Source organism: Devosia sp. BK (assembly GCF_032907385.1).
In the GTDB taxonomy this organism is placed as follows: domain Bacteria; phylum Pseudomonadota; class Alphaproteobacteria; order Rhizobiales; family Devosiaceae; genus Devosia.
Genome location: NZ_JAIMBX010000001.1, coordinates 1,426,249 through 1,443,933 on the forward strand (window position 1 = coordinate 1,426,249; position 17,685 = coordinate 1,443,933).

Below are 17,685 nucleotides of genomic sequence, written 5' to 3' on the forward strand. Positions count from 1 at the left end.
GAGCCTCCTAAAGTTTCACGCGAGGATCGATCCGGGCATAGACCAGGTCGACGATGAGATTGAGGGCGATGAACACAAGCGCCAGCGTCACGACGGCGGCCTGAACCACGGGAATGTCACGCTGATTGATGGCGTTGAAGACGAGCCGGCCGATGCCGGGCCAGGAAAAGACCATTTCCACGACGACCACGCCACCGATCAGGAACCCGAATTCGAGGCCGATCATGGTGACAACGGGAAGCCAGGCGTTGCGCAGGGCATGGCGGATGACTACGGCGCGCTCGCTGATACCTTTGGAGCGGGCGGTGCGGACGAAATCCTGCCCAAGCACTTCGAGCATGGACGAGCGCACGAGGCGCGCATTGCGCGAGATCGAATAAAACGCCACCGCGAAGCCGGGCATGATGAGGTAGTAAAGCGTTTGCGGCAGGTTGGTGAAGGCGCGGACGAAGTCACCCTGGATCAGTGGCATGATAAAGGGCACGTGGCCCGAGATCGGCAGGATGCGCAATTGCAGGCCGAAGAACATGATCATCATGATGCCGAGCCAGAAGCTTGGGATCGACTGACCCAACATGCCCATGGTCATGATCGAGCCATCCACCGCGCTGCCGCGATTGAGCGAGGCGACGACGCCGAGCGGAATGGCGACGACAATGGCCAGGAACATGGCAAAGAGCGTCAGTTCCAGCGTCGCCGGAAGAGCCTCCATCACCGCTTCGATGGCGGGGCGTTTGTAGGACAGGGAATTGCCAAAATCGCCACGGGCGAGATTGCCGAGGAAATTGATATATTGCTCGGGCAAGGACTTATCGAAGCCCAGCGCTTCGCGGGTGCGCTGGATTTCCGCTTCGGTCGCGCGTTCGCTGACATAGAGATAAGTGGGATCGCCGCTCATCTGCAGGGCGGTGAAGGTAATCAGCGTTACCCCGATGATGACGATGGCGCTTTGCAAAAGCCGCCTGACGATGAATGTCCACATACGCGGTCAACCGATTTTGGAGAGGCAGGGGATGCGCCGCGGGACGGCGCACCCGGTTGGTTTGAGGCTACTGTTTGAGTGCCGCGGCAAAAAGCTCGATTTCTTCATCGCGCCGGGGCGTCCAATCGATACGATTGGAGACGCCATAGAAGTCAGGCTGGAAGTAGAGCTGCAGCCACGGGCCTTCGTCGTAGAAGAGCTTGAGCATGCGATTGATGATCGGGCGCGCCTCTTCCACCGTGTCGGCGGCAAGAGCCAGTTTCCATTCATCGAACCAGCGCGGGTCCTTCCAGCTCTGGTAGTTCGTCGCCGCGTCGGGCGTCGAAAAGAGGCTCATGTCGTAGAGCGGGTTCCAGGTGACACCACCCTGCCCCAGGAAGAAGAGCGGGCCCATTTCCTTGGTGCGCAGCAGTGGGGAATAGACCGAGGCCCATTCGAGCAATTCGACGTCGGTTTGAACGCCGATATCGTTGAGATACTGGCCGATGGCCTGGACGACATTGGCGTCGTTGAGATAGCGACCGCGCGGGCCCTGGAGGCGGATGCTGAAGCGCACGCCGTTTTCGCCGCGCGGATAGCCAGCCTCGTCGAGGAGCTTTTCGGCCATGTCCGGATCATACGGCACCGGCTTGAGGTCGGGATTGCCGTTGGGCGGATTGACGAGGCTCGTCATGCGCTCGCATTCGGTGCCAAGAAGCTGGGTGCAGATGCTCGGCACATCGACGGCATATTGCAGCGCCCAGCGAACCTTGGGGTCCTGGATTTCCCTGGCGCCCGGCATGCCTGCAACGCCTTCGCCGAGGTTGAACCCCACCTGCATGCGGCGCGTACCACTGACCTTGGCAACGGTGGCCGTGCCGGATGCGTCAACGGCGGGGACCTGATCCGGCGCGACATTGGTGATGATATCGACATTGCCAGCGATCAGTTCGGCCGTCCGGGTCGAGGCTTCGGGAATGATGCGCCAGATGATGGTATCGAAAGTGCCTGGATTCTTGACCTTTTCGAGGACGATCTGCGAGCCGCGATCCCAGGAGGCGAGGCGATAGGACCCCGATCCGATTGGATTTGCCGCCGCTTCCTCGAGCGTCATCTTTTCGTAGCTGTCTTTGCAGTGAATATAGACCTGCGCCATCATCCCCAGAGCGAGCGTGGTCTTGGCGCTGAGGTTGATCTTGACGTCGAGATCATCGACGACCTCGGCGGATTTGAAGCCGAGCGTCGTATAGACAAAGCCCGGCGTATTGCCGGTAAAGGCATTGGCCGGATCTGCCGCGCGATTGAACGAATAGGCGACGTCTTCCGCGGTCAGCGGCTCCCCATCGTCGCAGGTGAGGCCATCCTTGATCTTGAAAGTGTAGGCGAGCCCGTCGTCGCTAACCTTGGTGTCTTCGACGAGATAAGGCTCGACTTCGCCCTCGAAGGTCACGCGGAACAGCGTCGCGAAAATATGCTTGGCGATATTGGAATTGTCGCGGCTCGAAATCTGGGCCGGATCAAATGTGGACGCGTCGGCGCTCAAGCCCACGACGATCGTATTGTCGGGGGGAGCAGCCAAGGCTGTGGTCGAGAGCGCAGCGCCCAATAAGGCGGCGACGGCACCAAAGCGAAACAGTGTTCTCATTGTCATTCCCTCATTGACCTCCCGGATACGCATTCTCGCCGGCTATGCTGCCAGCTTGTGCCGGCACGCAGGGCTTCTCCTGACCCTGCGTGCCGAAGTGCGTCACTGTGCGGCGAGTGCGGTGTCGAACAGGTAGACCTTTTCGTCGCGGCGCGGTTCGAAGGTGACCCGCTTGGACACGCCGTAGAAATCGGGCTGGAAGTAGAGCATCAGCCACGGCGGATCGTTGTAGAAGACATCGAGCATGCGATCGATAACGACGCGCTGCTCCTCGGGGGTCTTGGCAGCGGCGATTTCCGCCCAGCCATCGAACCAAGCCGGGTTCTTCCATTCGGTATAGTTGGTGCCCGCATCGACAGCCGAGAGATCGGCCATGTCATAGAGCGCGCTCCAGGTGCCACCACCCGAACCGAGGAGGAACATCGGGCCGACATCATGCTTCTGGATCAGCGGCACATAGACCGATGCCCATTCCATCAGCTCGACATTGGTCTTGACGCCGATGTCGTTGAGATACTGGCCGATGGCGAGAGCAACGTTGGCATCGTTGAGGTAACGGCCACGGGGCGCCTGGAAATTGATTTCGAAGCGGGTGCCGTCTGCACCACGCGGGTAACCGGCAGCGTCGAGCAGTTCTTCGGCCTTATCCGGATCATAAGGATAGGGCTTCAAGCTCTTGTTGTCGTTGGGTGGATTGACGAGACCTGTCGCACGCGTGCACTCGAAATTGAGGAGCTGCTTGCAGATGGCTTCGACATCGACCGCATATTGCAGCGCAACACGAACGTCGGTCTTCTGGATGGCCTCGCCGCCCGGCGTACCCGTGGCGAATGAGTCCTTCATATTGAAGCCGACATAGATGCGGCGGGTACCCTGAACCGACTTGACCTCGGCTGTGCCGGAATTGTTGACGGCTTCGACCTGGTCGGGAGCGACATTGGTGATGATGTCAACATTGCCAGCGATCAGCTCGGCCGAACGGGTCGAGGCTTCTGGGATGATGCGCCAGACGATATTCTTGAAGCTGCCCGGATCCTTGATCTTTTCAAGGACGACCTGCGAGCCGCGGTCCCAGGAAGCGAGACGATAGGACCCCGAAGCGATCGGCTTGGCAGCCGCGTCTTCCAGGCTCATCTTTTCGTAGCTGTCCTTGCAGTGAATGAACACTTCGGCGATGAGGCCGAAGGACACCGGATTCTTCTTGTCGAGGTTGATCTTCACCTCGGTATCGCTGAGCGCTTCGGCGCCGGCAAAGCCGATCGACGAATAAACAAAGCCCGGCGTGTTGCCGGTGAAGGCATTCGCGGGATCGGCGGCGCGGTTGAACGAATAGGCGACGTCTTCCGCGGTCAGCGCTTCGCCGTCTTCGCATGTGAGGTCAGGCTTGAGCGTATAGGTATAGCTCTTGCCGTCTTCCGCCTCGACATAGGACTCCGCCATCTGCGGCACGATATTGCCTTCGGGGTCGACCTCATACAGCGTCCCAAAGATGTGCTTGGCGATGTTGGAATTGTCGCGGCTCGAAATATTGGCTGGATCAAAGGTCGAAGCATCTGCGGAGATGCCGACGACCAGGGTATCTGCAGGCGGGGCGGCTTGGGCGGAAGCAAGCGGCAGAATAAGCGCCGCCGTGCCTGCCATGAGAAGATATCTCACGGTGTTCATTGGGACGTCCTTTGCTGGAGTGCAGAGTAGTGGAGTGGTTTGCCGGTCTCTCGCTTCGCAGTTGTGTCGAGATCGGCGGGATTGATCGCTTGGCCCTGTTGAGAGGAGAGGATGCAGGCTTGAACCATGCGAAGCGAATTGAGGTGGTCGCGCCCGGTGCACGGCAGATTGGCCGTGCCGCGCATGGCGGCGACGAAAGCGGCGAGGAGGGATTTGGCGTCGTTGATCCACTGCTCGTATGGAGGGAGTTCAACGGAGGTCAGTTCGGTATCGGCGTGGAGCGCGTAGTTGAGTTCGCCGAACTGGTCGTTCTGCACGACGACCCCGTTCTTGCATTCGCTGCGCCACTGAAACCCCGGCTTTTGCCAGTTGGACTGCCAGAGACCCTGATAGTTGACCTCGACGCCATTGGCGAAACGGATGAGCGCGCTGACATTGGCGTCGTCGCGATACATCGACCAACTCGGATTGAAGGTCGAACCGAAAACCGAGACCGGTTCGGAGCGATAGACGAAGCGCATCAGGTCGAAATGGTGGATCGACTGTTCCCAGAGCATGGGCTGGTCCATGGTCAGTGGATACTTATTGAAGTTCGGCTTCCAGCCATCGCGCCAGCGCTCATAGGTGAAGCGGCCGAATTCGGGCGCACCAACCGTCTCGTCGAAAAGGCGCAGGGTTTGCTGGGTGACGGGCAGGAAGCGGAAATTGAGGCCGACTGTGAGCGGGACGCCGGCATCTTCAGCCATCTCGACATAACGCGCCGCGAGGTCGACGCTGTCGGCCAATGGCTTTTCCGCGAGAATGGCAATGCCGGCCTTGCATGCCAGCTCCATCTGCCTTTCGCGCCCGCCAGGCGGGGTGGCGAGGAGGACAAAATCGGCATCGAGCGTCGTGATGAGATCAAGATCGGCGCTGGCAATGGCCTCAGGCCACTGTGCCAAGGCGCGACTGCGCGCGTCATCCGAAGGATCGATGAGGCCGACAATGGTGCATTCCGGATTTTCGCGGATGACGCGCATCCAGAATTGGGCACGGGCACCAAGACCGACGAGGATGATGCGAAGGGGATTCATGCGCGGGCCTCCGCCGAGAGGATGCGGGCAAGTCCGGTGGGCAAAGTGGTCCACTCATAGAGCGCCGACAGGTCGAGCCGATCGCTGGCCATGGGCAGACGTTCGATGCGCGTGGTGTCGCCGATGACGATCCGCGCCCCGGGGACGAGGTCGGCAATCATCCGGGCGAGGTCGATATTGGCGATCGACTGGCCGGAGGTCAGATGAAAGACGCCGCGAAGGGACGGTTGCTTGTGCAGCAGCGTGTCGAGCGCCAAAGCCAGATCGGGGGCAAAGGTCCAATCGCGGCGTTCGGCAGGCATATCGACGATGATCGGTTCGCCGGAGAGCGCCATATTGAGCCAACGCCTTATCGGCGAAACGATGGTGCGGGTGTCGCGGGGGCGTTCGTCTGGTCCATAGATCGGGCCAAGGCGAATGGAAATCGCGCGCAGTTCAGTTGCGGCTGTGGCGGCATCTTCCCCGGCGTGCTTGGCTTTTGCATAGGGCAAGTCGGCGGTTGGGGCTGTGCTTTCAAGGTGAACGCTATCTCCATCCGTCGCGCTGAAAACACCTGACGAGGAGATGAAGACGAAGTCTTTGGCACCGCTATCGATGGCGTGGCGGAGGACCCGATTGGTCAAGGCAATATTGGCTGAAAGGAGCGCGTCCTCGGATGCCGCATCGCTCTCTGCGGGGGTAGTGATTGCCGCACCATGGATGACAAGGTCCGCGTGCGGCAGAGCCATTTCGCCCGAAAGAAGATCGCCCTCGATCAGGTCGACACCGGCGAGGCGCTGGCGCGTGGCGGTGTCGAACAGGCGATCGGCGGCAAATACTGCGTCGCCTAGCGCCTTGAAGCCTTGGGCAAGGTGCGAGCCGACAAAGCCGCCGCCGCCAGTGATGAGGACACACCGCGTCATCGCGCAATCCCCAATTCTTCCGGCGTGATCTGAGAAGCCGAACGGGTGTGGTCGGAAATCAGCGAAATCGCGCGGATCATGTCGCGATTTTCGATCGCTTCGATAATGGGCGGGTGATTGCGGGCGACGGCGCGGAGATCGCGATTGGCGCTATTGCGCAGGGCCATGATCTGGCGGATGCGCATGTAGAGATTATCCCAGAAGCTGAGCATGAGCTGATGATCGGCAAGGCGGATCAGCGTGCGGTGAAAGGCTTCGTCGGCGGTATTGAGAGCTGCCAGATCGCCCCGTTCGGCGGCTTCGAACATGGCAGCTGAATGACGACGCAGTTCGGAGACATCGACCTGCCGCTCAACGACGCGGCGAATGGCGAAAGCCTCGAACTGTTCACGCAGGCTATAGAGTTCTTCGACTTCCTTGAGCGTCAGCGGCTTCACCCGCTTGCCTTTGTAGGGCTCGCTTTCGATGAGCCCATCGGCCTCAAGGATCTGGATCGCCTCACGCACCGGCGCACGAGACACCTGCAATTGCTCGGCCAGTGCCATTTCGACGACGGGCGTGCCGGGCTTCATCGTGCCATTGAGGATGGCTTGGCGGATGATATCGGCGACCGACACGCGGAGCGGCACGTTCTCGATGCGGCTGATGTCGGCATGCGTCTCTGCCATGGTCATGCCGCCTTGCCTTGCGCGATATCGACGGCCCGGGCCAAAGCGTCGTTGTGTTCTGCGCCGAGGCGCACGAAGGGCGGCCGAACGGTCGCATAGGCCTCATCACCATGGCGGAGGGCCGTTGCCGCCTTGATCGCGGGAATGAGCGGCAGGCTTTCGAAGATCTTGCGGACCGCCGTTACACCGGTGGCAATCTCGGCCTCTTCGGGCGTTCCGAGAGCATGCATCAGAGCGACGATATTGCGGGCATTTACGTTGGCGGAGGCGCTGATGCAGCCGGCGCCACCGGCCGCGACGTTTTGCGGGATCAGCGCTTCGGAAGCGGAATAACTTTCAAGCTCTGGGAAAGCCTCGATCACCGACCTGGTGTTCTCCCAATTGCCCGAGGAGTCCTTCAAGCCGACAAAAATGCCGGGATGCTTCTTGAGCAGCAGCTCGATCAGGTTGAGCGTGATCGGCACGCCGGTCATCTGGGGGATGTGGTAGAGGTAGATGCGGAGCGCGCTATTCGCCACGCCGTCGATTATGGCGGAATAGCTGTCAACGAGCCCCTGGTCCGTGACGCCCTTATAATAGAACGGCGGCAGCATGAGCGTGCCAAGGCAGCCGCGATCGGTAGCGTGGCGCGTTAGCGCGATCGTATCGGTCAGAGCCGCGCAGCCGGTGCCGGGGATCAGGCGCTTGGGGTCGATGCCGCCGTCGATCAAGGCATCGAGCGCGTCGATCCGCTCCGAGACACTCATCGAATTGGCTTCGCTGGTCGTGCCGAACGGCGCGAGACCATCAGCGCCGTCGTTCAACAGGGCCTTCGAATTAGCAACGAAGCGCGTGACATCGACGCTGAGGTCGGTGGCGAAGGGTGTGATGGCGGGGACGTAGAGTTTTGGGGTCCGGGTCATACCTGACCCTCCTCGGTCATAAGTTGAAGCGGAGAAATGTCAGTGAAGACATCATCGTCATGAGCGCCGCGCCACATCAGCACGGCAAAGGCCCCTGCCCGATCGATGACGCTGATACCGGCATGCCAGACACCGGGCGCATAAACGACGCCCAGAGTGCCGGGGACGAGAAATGTTTCGACCTGTTCGAGGTCGGGAGATCCGTCAGGACGCGATGGCGCCACGGTGACGAGGTACCGGCTGACATCGAGCGGCACGAAACACTGGGCCGCGTGGGGATGACGTTCAAGGCGGTTCACCAGCGCCGGCATCGTCGTCATCGGCACATTGTTGACGTGGAAGACGGGTTCGAGACCCTCGCCGCCAAGCCAGCGGGAATAGAAGGCGCGGTCGCCGGCTTGGGCCGGGCGATCGATAATCGCGCCATAGGGGGCGAAGCGATCGCTGGAGATACCGGACTGAATGGCAACCGACTGCATCATGCGACCAATTCCTTGGGTGGCATGACAGCACGCCAATGGGCCGCGATGTCGGAACGGCGAGCGATCCAGGCGTCAGGGCTCGCAATCACGTGGTCGAGGAATTTGATGAGACCCGCAAAGCGACCGGGATGGCCGATCACGCGGGGATGAAGGCCAATGGACATCATACGGGGCGTTGCCTGCCCTTCCGCGCGCAGCACGTCGAACGTATCGATCAGGAACTGGGCGTAATCGCCCGCCGTCTCGATGCCGCCGCCCGCGAGAAGTTTGGCATCATTGGTGACAAGCGAGTAAGGCACGACCAGATGCTGCTTGCCTTCGACCGTGAGCCAATAGGGCACTTCGTCATTATAGGCATCGCTATCGTAGCTATATCCGCCGTGTTCTACGACGAGGCGCCGTGTGTGGGCGCTAGGGCTATAGCGGCAATACCAACCATCCGGCGCGCGGCCGACCGTGTCGAGGATGCTGGCATGGGCCTTGGCGATGTGCTCGCGCTCGGTCGCTTCATCGAGATTGTAGTGCTCGATCCAGCGGTAGCCGTGGGCGACGATGTCCCAATCGGTATCGGCAATGGCCTTGGCGACAAGGCCGTTGCGCTCAAGAGCCAGGGCCGCGGCGAAGATGGTCAGGGGCAGGTTGCGTTCGCGGAACAGGCGGTAAACGCGCCAGAAGCCGACGCGAGAACCGTATTCATACATGCTTTCGGAAGCGAAATCGCGGTCGCCGGTCTTGACCCGAACGGCATTGACTTCGATGAGCGCCCCTTCGGACCGCCCATCGCCCTCACCAATGGAATATTCCGACCCCTCCTCGTAATTGAGGACGAAGTTGACCGCGACACCCGCATTTCCGGGCCATCTGACGGTCGGTGGTCGATTGGCGTAGCCGACGAAATCGCGCATGTTGATGCCCCCGTGCCTGGCCTCAAGGCGTCCAGTCACGCGGTCCTTCCACCTTATTGAAGAAGCAGCACCAGTCGCCGGTGTTGACGTTTGGCAGGGCGCGAAGGCCGAAGAACATGCCGTCCGCGGGCGCAACGAGATGGGCCAGTTCATCGCCAAAGATGTTGATGATCTTGGCGAGGCTATCGCCCTTCTTCATCGGCTTGAGGAAATCGACGCCGGGGATCGGCACGAAAATGCCCGAAGCCGGAGCGAGGAGTGCCTCCTGCTGGCCGCGCGTTGCGTCCTTGGGATAGGTCGGCGTGCCGGGATACATCTTGTAGTGGCGGAGAATGTTGATGATGGAGTCGGCGAGGTGGCGGGACACTTCGGCGAACTTTTCCGGCGACGTGGCGGAGCGGCCACCGAGTTCGACCGTGATCCCGGTCTTGCCGATTTCCTTCATCTGCGCCATTGGGCTGCCTTTGGGCAGGAAGTTGGACATGATGCAGCCCCAGCCCTCGCCCATAGCCATCGCGAGCTCGACCGAAGCCGGCGTCTCGTCGACGAAAATGGCCTTGGCGAGGAAAGAGTGCGCACCGCCCGAGTGGATGGAGATTTCAAGGTCCGCGACCTTGCTCATCCATTCCGAATGGGCCCAGGCGACGCGCTCGCTGAGATAGCCATTGGCGCGTCCGGGATAGATGCGGTTCATGTCAAACGAGAACGTATCGAGCGGATTGCCGCGATTGGAATTCTCGAAGGCCATGACGTTGAGCACGGGGACCATAACCAAGGTGCCCGAGAGCTGCGCCGGGTCGACTTCCTTGAGGGCAATGCCGCAGGCCATCGGGCCCTCTGGCTCGTCGCCATGGATCGCGCCATCGACCCAGAAAACCGGTCCCGGCTTGGTGCCATTGACGATGACCAGTGGGATTTCGACCTTGGTGCCCCCAGCGAGTTCAGTGACGGGGATGACGCCGCGAACGATGGTGCCCGGGGCTGCGGTGGCGGTGCCGACGGTGATTGTTTTGGCTTCAGACATCGCGCTCAAATCCCCTTGAAGGCGTTATATTTTTCGAGTTCTTCAGGCGTATAGACCTGCATGAACTCGATCTCGATGCCGCCGGCATCGTTGTCGAGGAAGGCGACGAACCCTTCGGGATGGGGGTGGGAGCCATAGACGCCGCAGGCCTGGCAGATCCGAAGGTCCGCGCCCTGCGCCTTGGCATGGTCGAGCGCCTTGTCGATATTGTCGACGGCGTAGCAGATGTGGTGAAGGCCTTCGGCGCCGCCGCGCTGCTTCATCCACGCATCGAACCGTCCGCCTTCTTCGAGGGACTGGCAGAGCTGATATTCGATGCCGCCCAACTGAAAGAGCGCGACGCGGTTCTTGGACTTGGGATAGTCGACAAGGGCCGTATCGGTCGGCACGTCGAGGAACTTCGAATAGGCCTCAAGCGCCTTCTTCGCGTCCTTGACGCCGAAGGCCATGTGCTTGATCGAGAGAACGTTTGGATTGGTGGAAACGGACATAGTGACTCCTTAGGCTGCCGGCGCTTTGCGCTCGGCGCGGATGGTGTTGACGACGGTCTCTATGCGGGTCATGGCCTCGCGAATGCGATCGACCGACTGGGTGAGCGACATGCGGACGAAGTCGTCCGTGTAGTCGCCGTAAATGGTGCCCGGATACATCAGCACCCGGCCTTCGGTGAGGAGACGCTCGCAGAATTCGCTGGCCGGCAGACCGGTCGCGGCGACATTGGCATAGACGTAAAAGGCGCCCTGCGGTTCGGCATAGGGAATGCCCAGCGCATCCAGCCCTTCGCAGAGCGCCTTGCGGCGCTCGTCATAAATGAGCCGCATCTCTTCGACGCAATCCTGCGGCCCGGTGAGCGCGGCAAGCGCGGCGTGCTGGCTGACCGAGGCGACCGAAATGGCGAAGGCGTGATTGATCTCGGCCATGGCGACGATCAGTTCGCGCGGACCGGCAAAGTAGCCGATGCGCCAGCCGGTCATGGCATAGGCCTTGGAAAAGCCGGAGAGGGTGATGGTACGCTCGCGCATGCCGGGCAGCGACGCTATGGGCTGGATGCGCTGATTGCCATAGGTCAGGCGCGCATAGATCTCGTCGGAAATGACGATCAGATCGTGCTCGATAGCGAGCTTGGCGATTTTTTCGACTTCGTCCGGGGCCGTGACCGTGCCGGTGGGATTATTGGGATTGATCAGCACCAGCACCTTGGACTTGGGCGTGATGGCGGCTTTGACCATATCGGCGGTGAGCGTGAAGTTGGTCTCCATGCTCATGCGAATATTGACGACCGTGGCATCGGCGAGTTCGGCGGCCTGACCGTAGGGATTGTAGCCTGGGCATGGCACCAGGATTTCGTCGCCGGGATTGAGTAGCGCCAGGGCAATGACGAACATCGCATGCTGGCCGCCGGGCGTAACGACAATCTCGTCGATGGCATAATCGGCGCCACCATAGGCTTTGATATTTTCGGCGATTGCCGTGCGTAGCGCCGGCAGCCCGAGGGGGTGACCGTAATGCGTTTCGCCGCGGCCAAGAGCGTCTTGACCGGCCTTGACGATATGGACCGGCGTATCGAGGTCGGGATCGCCTCGGCCGAGCTTGATGACATCCTCCAAGCCAGCGGCGATGTCGGTCATCTTGGTGATGATATGCGCGTCCTTGAGCTTGACGCGATTGGCCAGACGGTTGGCGTGCAGGTCTGATGCTTGCATGTCGCTCCCCTCCCCTAAAGGCTGTACAGTTCGGTATATTTGCTGGTGAGATGCGCGATATAGGGCTCGGGATCGAGCCGGCGACCAGTCGCCTTGATCAACAGCTCGTCACGCATGTAGCGACGCCCGTGCTGGTGCACATTCTCGACCATATAGGCCCGAAGCGGCTCATAATCGCCCGTCGCGAGACCCGATGCGATTGTGGCATCCTGCTTGGCGGTCTCGAAGAGCTGGCCGGCCATGACATTGCCGATCGTATAGTTGCAGAAGGTGCCAATCTGACCCGATGACCAATGCACATCCTGCAGCACGCCATTGGCATCGTTAGGCACATCGAGGCCCAGATATTCCTTGATCTTGGCGTTCCAGGCCTCAGGCAGATCCTTGACCGCCAGCGAGCCATCGATCAGCGCGGCTTCGATATCGGTGCGCAGCATGACGTGGAAATCGTAGGTCAACTCGTCGGCTTCGACGCGGATGAAGCCCGGCTTGCAGCGATTGACGGCGCGGAAGAATTCTTCGGCCGTCACATCGGCTAGTTGCTCGGGGTAGAATTTCTGCGCCTCGGCAAAGTTGACCTGCCAGAATTCGCGGCTGCGGCCGACATGGTTTTCCCAGAGGCGGGATTGCGATTCATGGGCGCCGAAGCTGACGCCGCCCACCGCATAGAGCCCGACCAGATCGGTCGCAAAAGGTGTGCGCGTGTAAGCAGGGTCGACACCCTGTTCGTAGAGCGCATGTCCGGCCTCGTGCAGCGCACCGAAAAGGCTCGCCGCCATGTAATTGGGATTGAAGCGAGTGGTGATGCGGACGTCATTGCGAGTGAACGACACTTCAAACGGATGCAGCGTCGTATCGAGGCGACCGCGGTTGAGATCGTAACCGACCTTCTGCGCCATTTTCAGCGCGAAGGCGTGCTGCTGATCGACGGGATAATGGCGCTCAAGGAAATCGAAGCGCGGCTGGTCTTTTTCGCCGATGGCTTTCACCAAAGGGATCAGACCTTCGCGCAGACGGTCGAAAAGCGGCTTGAGCGTCGCGACCGTTTCGCCCGGCTCGAAGCGATACATCAGTGCATCATAGGGATGTTCGCTATAGCCGATGGCCTCAGCCATTTCGCGATTGAGCGCCACCGTCTGTTCTAGAATTGGCGCGAACTGACTGAAGTCGCTTTCGGCGCGCGCCTTCGCCCAGATGGCATGACCATTGGAGCCAAGCTCGGCGCGCTTGCGGGTCAGTTCGGCAGGAATGGCGAGGTGCCAGTCGATGGCTTCGCGTACCTGGGCGACCATGACTTTTTCCACAGATCCGTCAGCCATGCCGGCGACTTCGGCTTCGGCCTTGTCGAGCTGGGAGCGCGTATTGGCCGAAACCAGGAGGTCGCGGGTCAAAACGGACAGCGTTGCCAACTGCTTGCCACGGGTTTCGTGACCGCCATGGGGCATCATGGTGCGCGAGTCCCAGCTCAGGATCGACTGGGCGTTGAGCAGGTCGTTCACCTGCCCCACAGTTTCCATAAGCTGCGCGTAACTCATTGGCCTTACTATCTTTCTTGTTCAGTGCGGTTGTTTTTGCCGCTTTGTTGATCAGGTGCTTGACGACGCCCGATCCGTATGCACATTTGTCGTTTATCAGATTGTCGACAATCTAACGAGCTAATGTTGGTCAGGGAATCTGAAGGTTGTCAAGCGATGCAAACGAGGCGTCTGAAAATAGTGGAACCGCACAAATGAGCAGTGATCTGGGGGGCCTCACCTCCAATGCCGACACCCTCGTCGCCATGGCCGTGTGCGGCTATGTCAGCACGCCATCGCTGCGGCCGGGGCACTACACGCACTACCCCGACGGCAAGGGCGTGATCCTGCCCGGCATGTTTGGCGTGACCTACAATGCCAGTGTCGGCGACAGGGCATTTGGCTGGGCGGGTGACCATGTCGAGCCCGGCGTTTCCATCGCCCATCCCGATGAAAAATCGGACATGGCGCTGCATTACCTCAGCTGCGTCGGAAATGAAGCGACCGTCATGTCAGGCCTCGCCAAAGGCGCCAAGGGCACGGTGACGGGAGAGCACGCGAGGCTCCTCGTCGCCTTCCCCGATGAGGTGAATGACCTCCTCAACATCGGCGATCAAATCCAGATCGAGGCCCTCGGCCGCGGCATTTCGCTCAATGAATTCCCGCAGATCGAGTTCAAGAAAACCAGCCCCAAACTGCTCAACGCACTGCGCCTGACGCGCGCCGGCAATGGCGCCCTGAAACTCCCCGTCGCCATCGAACTCCCCATCGAAATCATGGGCTCGGGCGCCGAGCTCAATTCCGAATATGTCGACCAGGACCTGATGAGCGGCGATCGCGCGCTGATGGCGGATCTCGGCATCGACCAGATGCGGTTGGGCGACATCATCGCCATCCGCCACGCCGACCACCATTTCGGTCGCTCTTATCGCGAGGGCGCCGTCTCCATCGCCATCTGCATCCATGGCGACTCGATCATGACGGGCCACGGGCCGGGGATCATGACGCTGATGAGCTGCGCCGCTGGCGGTATCGAGTTCGAGATCGATCCGACCGCGAATATTTCCAACTATTTCCGTATCGGAGCCGCCAAATGACCGTTTCCTTCAACGAAGCCGATCTCGTTGCCGTTTCGGTTGGCGGCACCATCGCCCATCCCGGCTTTCCGGGCCTTCCCGCAGAGCCTTATCGCCTCGCGGCCGATGGCACGCCCTTCCTGCTGCCGGCCTGGGGCGGCATCGTCTACAACGTCTCGGTTGGCGATCGCGCCTTTGGCTGGGCGGCGGATTGCATCCATCCCGGCGTGTCGATCCGCGGTAGCGACGATCTGAAAAATCGCGGCCTCAATGTCTTTGCGTGCCTTGGCAATACCGCGACGGTGATGACTGGTCAGGCCCAAGGCGCCAAGGGCGTCGTCACCGGAAAGTCGGGGCGATTCTCCGAGCAGGTAATCGTCCACTTCCCCAAGGACGTCCGGAAGAAGATGGCGATTGGGGACCAGATCCTCGTCAAGTCCTATGGCACGGGCATTTCTATTCACGGCCACGAAAACATCGCCTGCAAGGGCCTGTCGCCGGACCTGTTGAAGGTGCTGCCAAGTAAGGTCGAAGACGGCGTGCTCAAGTTCGGCGTGGTCGCTACTGTCCCAGCCTTTCTTGTCGGCGCGGGCGCTGGTCTCACGAGCGAAGGCGGCAGCCTTCACATGCAGTCGACCGACAAGGCGGCCCTCGCCGAAGCCGGCCTCGACCAGCTCAAGCTCGGCGATGTCGTCGCCATCGAAAACACTGACAGCCGCTACAATCATGGCTACCTCCGCGGCGCCACGAGCATCGGCATTGTTGGCCAGACCGATGGCCCGCGCTCCGGCTATGGCCCCGGCATGACCGTGATCATGACCGCGCCCAGGGGTGAACTTGGCGCCTATCAGGATGCGAGCGCCAATATCGCCTCGCTCCTTAAGCTCGAGGCCTGACCTGTGGCTATCACCCTGACCAGCGTCGACAAGCCTAGCCTAGAAAGCTTCATGGCCGAAGGCTTTGAAGCCTTGGGGCTTACGCCTGAAGACGCCCGCATCTTTGCCGATGCGCTGATCTTTTCCGAACTGCGCTTCCATCCGGGCCACGGCCAGGGCGTCCGCCGCCTGCGCCGCTATCAGGAACGGATCGGCGAAAAGCTCGTCGATCCCCGCGCGCCTTGGGAACTGGTCAAGGAAAGCCCAGCCCTCGCCCTCGTCGATGCCCATAACGGCATCGGCACTGTCGCCGCAGCCAAGGCGATGAAACTCGCCATCGAGAAAGCAAAGGTCTGCGGCATCGGCCAGGTCATCGTCCGCAATTCGACGCACTATGGCTCGTCCGCCGTCCATGCGTGCCAGGCCATGGAAGCGGGCTGCATCGGCATCGCCTATACCAATGCCGGCCCCGAAATGGCGCCCTGGGGCGCACGCGAAGGCGCCGTCGGCACCAATCCCTGGGGCATCGCTGCCCCGACCAATCTCGGCTTTCCCGCCGTCATGGATTTTGCTCTGACCACCGCCGGCAAGGGCATGATGCAGTGGCATTCGCGCGAGGGCAAAAAGATGCCGCTCGACTGGGCCCTGACACCTGCGGGCGAAGTCACCGACGATCCCGATGCTGCAATGAAGGGCCCCCTCCTCGCGATCGGCGAATACAAAGGCTATGGCCTTGCTTTCATGACCGACGTTTTGACCGGCGTGATCGGTGGCGGCGGCTTTGGCCTTACGCCCTATGCCGACCCGGCCAAACTCGATGTCTCGCACAGCCTCACGGCCATCGATATCGAATGGTTCATGCCGCTCGACGAGTTTAAGGCGCGCATGGGCGAATTTTCCGAAATGGTCAAATCGCGCCAGACACGGCCCGGTTTTTCGGAAGTTCTCATACCCGGCGAGCAGGAAGCACGGCGCGTTGCCCGGAAATCAGCTGCAGGCGTGCCGCTTGACGATGAAGTGCTCGCCGACCTCGTCGCTCTCGGCAAGGAACTCGGACTCAAATCCGCAATTCAGGCGATTGGCCCTTATAACGAGGTCCGGCTGTGACCCTGCAGGCGCCCCCCGTCAAACCAGTCCGGCCGCTGGGCCACGCCTTCCGGCAGGACGTGCAGGCCCGCCTTCGCGTCGCCGCCGAGTGGCGCGGCGTCGATGGCGTGCTGCTGCTCTCGCCGGCCAATGTCTTTTATGCCTGCGGCTTCAACTTCTCGGTCAACGAGCGCCCAATTGGGCTCTATGTGCCCGTCGATGGCCCGGTGCTTCTCTTCGTGCCCTTGCTCGAACTTGAAAATGCGGAGCCGGTCGAAGGCGTCGAACTCGCGACATACGAAGAATTCCCCGGCCTCGTTCATCCGATCGCCTGGATGCTGTGCCAATCCAAGGCCCGGCGCATCGCTATCGACACGCTCGACGCACGCCTTCTCGCAACGCTCAATACCCTCGCCGACGCAATCGTCCTCGAAGACCTCGCTGCGCCGCTGCGCTTCATCAAAACGGCCGAAGAGCTCGAACTCACGCGCGTCGCCGCCGGCTACGCCGACCTCTGCCTCTTCCGCCTTGCCAGCGAAGCCGGCACCATCATCCGCAATGGCGGCAGCGAACTCGACCTCCTCGCCGATTGCACCGGTTTTGCCCTTGCAGCCCTGAAGCGCGATTACGGCGCCGCCTTTGCCGGCACCAAGCTCGGCATCACCGCGTCGGTCCATTCCGGTCCCCGCGCTGCCCTGCCCCATGGCTCGACCAGCCACCGCGTTCCCGAATATGGCGACACGATCATCTCCGGCATTGGCGCCAGTCTCGGCGGCTATCATGCCGAAAGCGGCATCACGCTCGTCGTCGGTGAAATGAGCGATGACCAGCGCCATGTCATGACCGCCATGGCCAACTGCAATGATGCCGCCGTTTCCGCGCTAAAGCCGGGTCAACGTTGCCAGGATGTAAACGAAGCCGCCCTCGATGCGCTCAAATCAGCGGGCCTCGGCGACACTATCCGCCACCGTATCGGTCACGGCATGGGGCTCGAAGGCCACGAAGCGCCCTGGCTTGCACCGGGCGATATGACCACCATCGAAGCTGGCATGGTCTTCTCCAACGAGCCCGGCGTCTACCGCCCCGGCCGCGACGGCTACCGCACCATCAACACCATGATTGTCCACGACAATTACGTCGAAATCCCCTCGCGCCTGCTCGCGACCCTTCCCATTGACCAGCGCGTCATTCCGCTTTGAGGACC

17 protein-coding genes are annotated in these 17,685 nt (G+C 61.1%); 4 read left to right on the forward strand and 13 right to left on the reverse strand.

The genetic code is table 11. From position 1 onward, the window contains the following. Window positions 1-7: 7 nt before the first annotated feature. The 13 genes from DevBK_RS07050 to DevBK_RS07110 all read right to left on the reverse strand — a co-directional run bounded on the left by DevBK_RS07050 (window position 8) and on the right by DevBK_RS07110 (window position 13,465). Window positions 8-982 carry an ABC transporter permease gene (locus DevBK_RS07050; protein ID WP_061906919.1) on the reverse strand — a complete coding sequence of 325 codons (975 nt, stop codon included), beginning with the start codon at window positions 980-982 and terminating at the stop codon, window positions 8-10. A 67-nt stretch (window positions 983-1,049) separates the two neighbouring features. After that, window positions 1,050-2,606, reverse strand: coding sequence for an ABC transporter substrate-binding protein (locus DevBK_RS07055; protein WP_317184919.1), 1,557 nt, complete (start codon window positions 2,604-2,606; stop codon window positions 1,050-1,052). Between the two features lie 102 nt (window positions 2,607-2,708). Continuing rightward, window positions 2,709-4,271, reverse strand: a complete 1,563-nt coding sequence (locus tag DevBK_RS07060; protein ID WP_062631187.1) for an ABC transporter substrate-binding protein — start codon at window positions 4,269-4,271, stop codon at window positions 2,709-2,711. Continuing rightward, entirely contained in the window at window positions 4,268-5,344 is a 1,077-nt protein-coding gene (locus DevBK_RS07065) for a Gfo/Idh/MocA family oxidoreductase (protein WP_317184920.1), read from the reverse strand. The genes DevBK_RS07060 and DevBK_RS07065 overlap by 4 nt, the downstream gene beginning before the upstream one ends. After that, window positions 5,341-6,246, reverse strand: a complete 906-nt coding sequence (locus DevBK_RS07070; protein ID WP_317184921.1) for an NAD(P)-dependent oxidoreductase — start codon at window positions 6,244-6,246, stop codon at window positions 5,341-5,343. The genes DevBK_RS07065 and DevBK_RS07070 overlap by 4 nt, the downstream gene beginning before the upstream one ends. Next, window positions 6,243-6,920, reverse strand: a complete 678-nt coding sequence (locus DevBK_RS07075) for a GntR family transcriptional regulator (protein WP_317184922.1) — start codon at window positions 6,918-6,920, stop codon at window positions 6,243-6,245. The genes DevBK_RS07070 and DevBK_RS07075 overlap by 4 nt, the downstream gene beginning before the upstream one ends. After that, on the reverse strand, window positions 6,917-7,816 hold the full coding sequence (locus DevBK_RS07080; protein ID WP_317184923.1) for a dihydrodipicolinate synthase family protein: 900 nt from the start codon (window positions 7,814-7,816) through the stop codon (window positions 6,917-6,919). The genes DevBK_RS07075 and DevBK_RS07080 overlap by 4 nt, the downstream gene beginning before the upstream one ends. Further along, a complete protein-coding gene (locus tag DevBK_RS07085; protein ID WP_317184924.1) occupies window positions 7,813-8,298 on the reverse strand; it encodes an ureidoglycolate lyase in 486 nt (161 codons plus the stop codon). Before DevBK_RS07085 ends, DevBK_RS07080 begins: the two co-directional genes overlap by 4 nt. Then, window positions 8,295-9,203: a polysaccharide deacetylase family protein gene (locus DevBK_RS07090; RefSeq protein WP_317184925.1), complete on the reverse strand. Its 909-nt coding sequence runs from the start codon at window positions 9,201-9,203 to the stop codon at window positions 8,295-8,297. Before DevBK_RS07090 ends, DevBK_RS07085 begins: the two co-directional genes overlap by 4 nt. Window positions 9,204-9,225: 22 nt before the next feature. After that, window positions 9,226-10,227, reverse strand: coding sequence for a M14 family metallopeptidase (locus DevBK_RS07095; RefSeq protein ID WP_317184926.1), 1,002 nt, complete (start codon window positions 10,225-10,227; stop codon window positions 9,226-9,228). 5 nt (window positions 10,228-10,232) lie between these two features. Next, window positions 10,233-10,718: a VOC family protein gene (locus tag DevBK_RS07100; protein WP_317184927.1), complete on the reverse strand. Its 486-nt coding sequence runs from the start codon at window positions 10,716-10,718 to the stop codon at window positions 10,233-10,235. A 9-nt stretch (window positions 10,719-10,727) separates the two neighbouring features. Next, window positions 10,728-11,930 (reverse strand): pyridoxal phosphate-dependent aminotransferase, encoded by a 1,203-nt coding sequence (locus DevBK_RS07105; RefSeq protein WP_317184928.1) that lies wholly within the window; start codon window positions 11,928-11,930, stop codon window positions 10,728-10,730. Between the two features lie 14 nt (window positions 11,931-11,944). Then, window positions 11,945-13,465, reverse strand: coding sequence for a carboxypeptidase M32 (locus DevBK_RS07110; RefSeq protein ID WP_317184929.1), 1,521 nt, complete (start codon window positions 13,463-13,465; stop codon window positions 11,945-11,947). A gap of 194 nt (window positions 13,466-13,659) precedes the next feature. Between DevBK_RS07110 and DevBK_RS07115 the strand changes: the two genes are divergently transcribed. The 4 genes from DevBK_RS07115 to DevBK_RS07130 are packed head-to-tail and all read left to right on the forward strand — an operon-like array spanning window position 13,660 to window position 17,680. Continuing rightward, window positions 13,660-14,541: a DUF4438 domain-containing protein gene (locus DevBK_RS07115; protein ID WP_317184930.1), complete on the forward strand. Its 882-nt coding sequence runs from the start codon at window positions 13,660-13,662 to the stop codon at window positions 14,539-14,541. Further along, entirely contained in the window at window positions 14,538-15,416 is an 879-nt protein-coding gene (locus tag DevBK_RS07120; RefSeq protein WP_317184931.1) for a DUF4438 domain-containing protein, read from the forward strand. The genes DevBK_RS07115 and DevBK_RS07120 overlap by 4 nt, the downstream gene beginning before the upstream one ends. Before the next feature lie 3 nt (window positions 15,417-15,419). Further along, the gene (locus DevBK_RS07125; RefSeq protein WP_317184932.1) at window positions 15,420-16,502 is read left to right on the forward strand and encodes an Ldh family oxidoreductase; all 1,083 of its coding nucleotides are present in this window, start codon (window positions 15,420-15,422) and stop codon (window positions 16,500-16,502) included. Then, window positions 16,499-17,680 (forward strand): Xaa-Pro peptidase family protein, encoded by a 1,182-nt coding sequence (locus DevBK_RS07130; RefSeq protein ID WP_317184933.1) that lies wholly within the window; start codon window positions 16,499-16,501, stop codon window positions 17,678-17,680. The genes DevBK_RS07125 and DevBK_RS07130 overlap by 4 nt, the downstream gene beginning before the upstream one ends. Window positions 17,681-17,685 lie beyond the last annotated feature (5 nt).

Excerpts from the sequence above, each read along its gene's own strand:
- DevBK_RS07055 (WP_317184919.1), bottom strand. The coding sequence starts at position 2,606 with ATGAGAACACTGTTTCGCTTTGGTGCCGTCGCCGCCTTATTGGGCGCT.
- DevBK_RS07050 (WP_061906919.1), bottom strand. The coding sequence starts at position 982 with ATGTGGACATTCATCGTCAGGCGGCTTTTGCAAAGCGCCATCGTCATC.
- DevBK_RS07060 (WP_062631187.1), bottom strand. The coding sequence starts at position 4,271 with ATGAACACCGTGAGATATCTTCTCATGGCAGGCACGGCGGCGCTTATT.
- DevBK_RS07075 (WP_317184922.1), bottom strand. The coding sequence starts at position 6,920 with ATGACCATGGCAGAGACGCATGCCGACATCAGCCGCATCGAGAACGTG.
- DevBK_RS07085 (WP_317184924.1), bottom strand. The coding sequence starts at position 8,298 with ATGATGCAGTCGGTTGCCATTCAGTCCGGTATCTCCAGCGATCGCTTC.
- DevBK_RS07105 (WP_317184928.1), bottom strand. The coding sequence starts at position 11,930 with ATGCAAGCATCAGACCTGCACGCCAACCGTCTGGCCAATCGCGTCAAG.
- DevBK_RS07110 (WP_317184929.1), bottom strand. The coding sequence starts at position 13,465 with ATGAGTTACGCGCAGCTTATGGAAACTGTGGGGCAGGTGAACGACCTG.
- DevBK_RS07070 (WP_317184921.1), bottom strand. The coding sequence starts at position 6,246 with ATGACGCGGTGTGTCCTCATCACTGGCGGCGGCGGCTTTGTCGGCTCG.
- DevBK_RS07080 (WP_317184923.1), bottom strand. The coding sequence starts at position 7,816 with ATGACCCGGACCCCAAAACTCTACGTCCCCGCCATCACACCCTTCGCC.
- DevBK_RS07095 (WP_317184926.1), bottom strand. The coding sequence starts at position 10,227 with ATGTCTGAAGCCAAAACAATCACCGTCGGCACCGCCACCGCAGCCCCG.
- DevBK_RS07120 (WP_317184931.1), top strand. The coding sequence starts at position 14,538 with ATGACCGTTTCCTTCAACGAAGCCGATCTCGTTGCCGTTTCGGTTGGC.
- DevBK_RS07115 (WP_317184930.1), top strand. The coding sequence starts at position 13,660 with ATGAGCAGTGATCTGGGGGGCCTCACCTCCAATGCCGACACCCTCGTC.
- DevBK_RS07090 (WP_317184925.1), bottom strand. The coding sequence starts at position 9,203 with ATGCGCGATTTCGTCGGCTACGCCAATCGACCACCGACCGTCAGATGG.
- DevBK_RS07065 (WP_317184920.1), bottom strand. The coding sequence starts at position 5,344 with ATGAATCCCCTTCGCATCATCCTCGTCGGTCTTGGTGCCCGTGCCCAA.
- DevBK_RS07100 (WP_317184927.1), bottom strand. The coding sequence starts at position 10,718 with ATGTCCGTTTCCACCAATCCAAACGTTCTCTCGATCAAGCACATGGCC.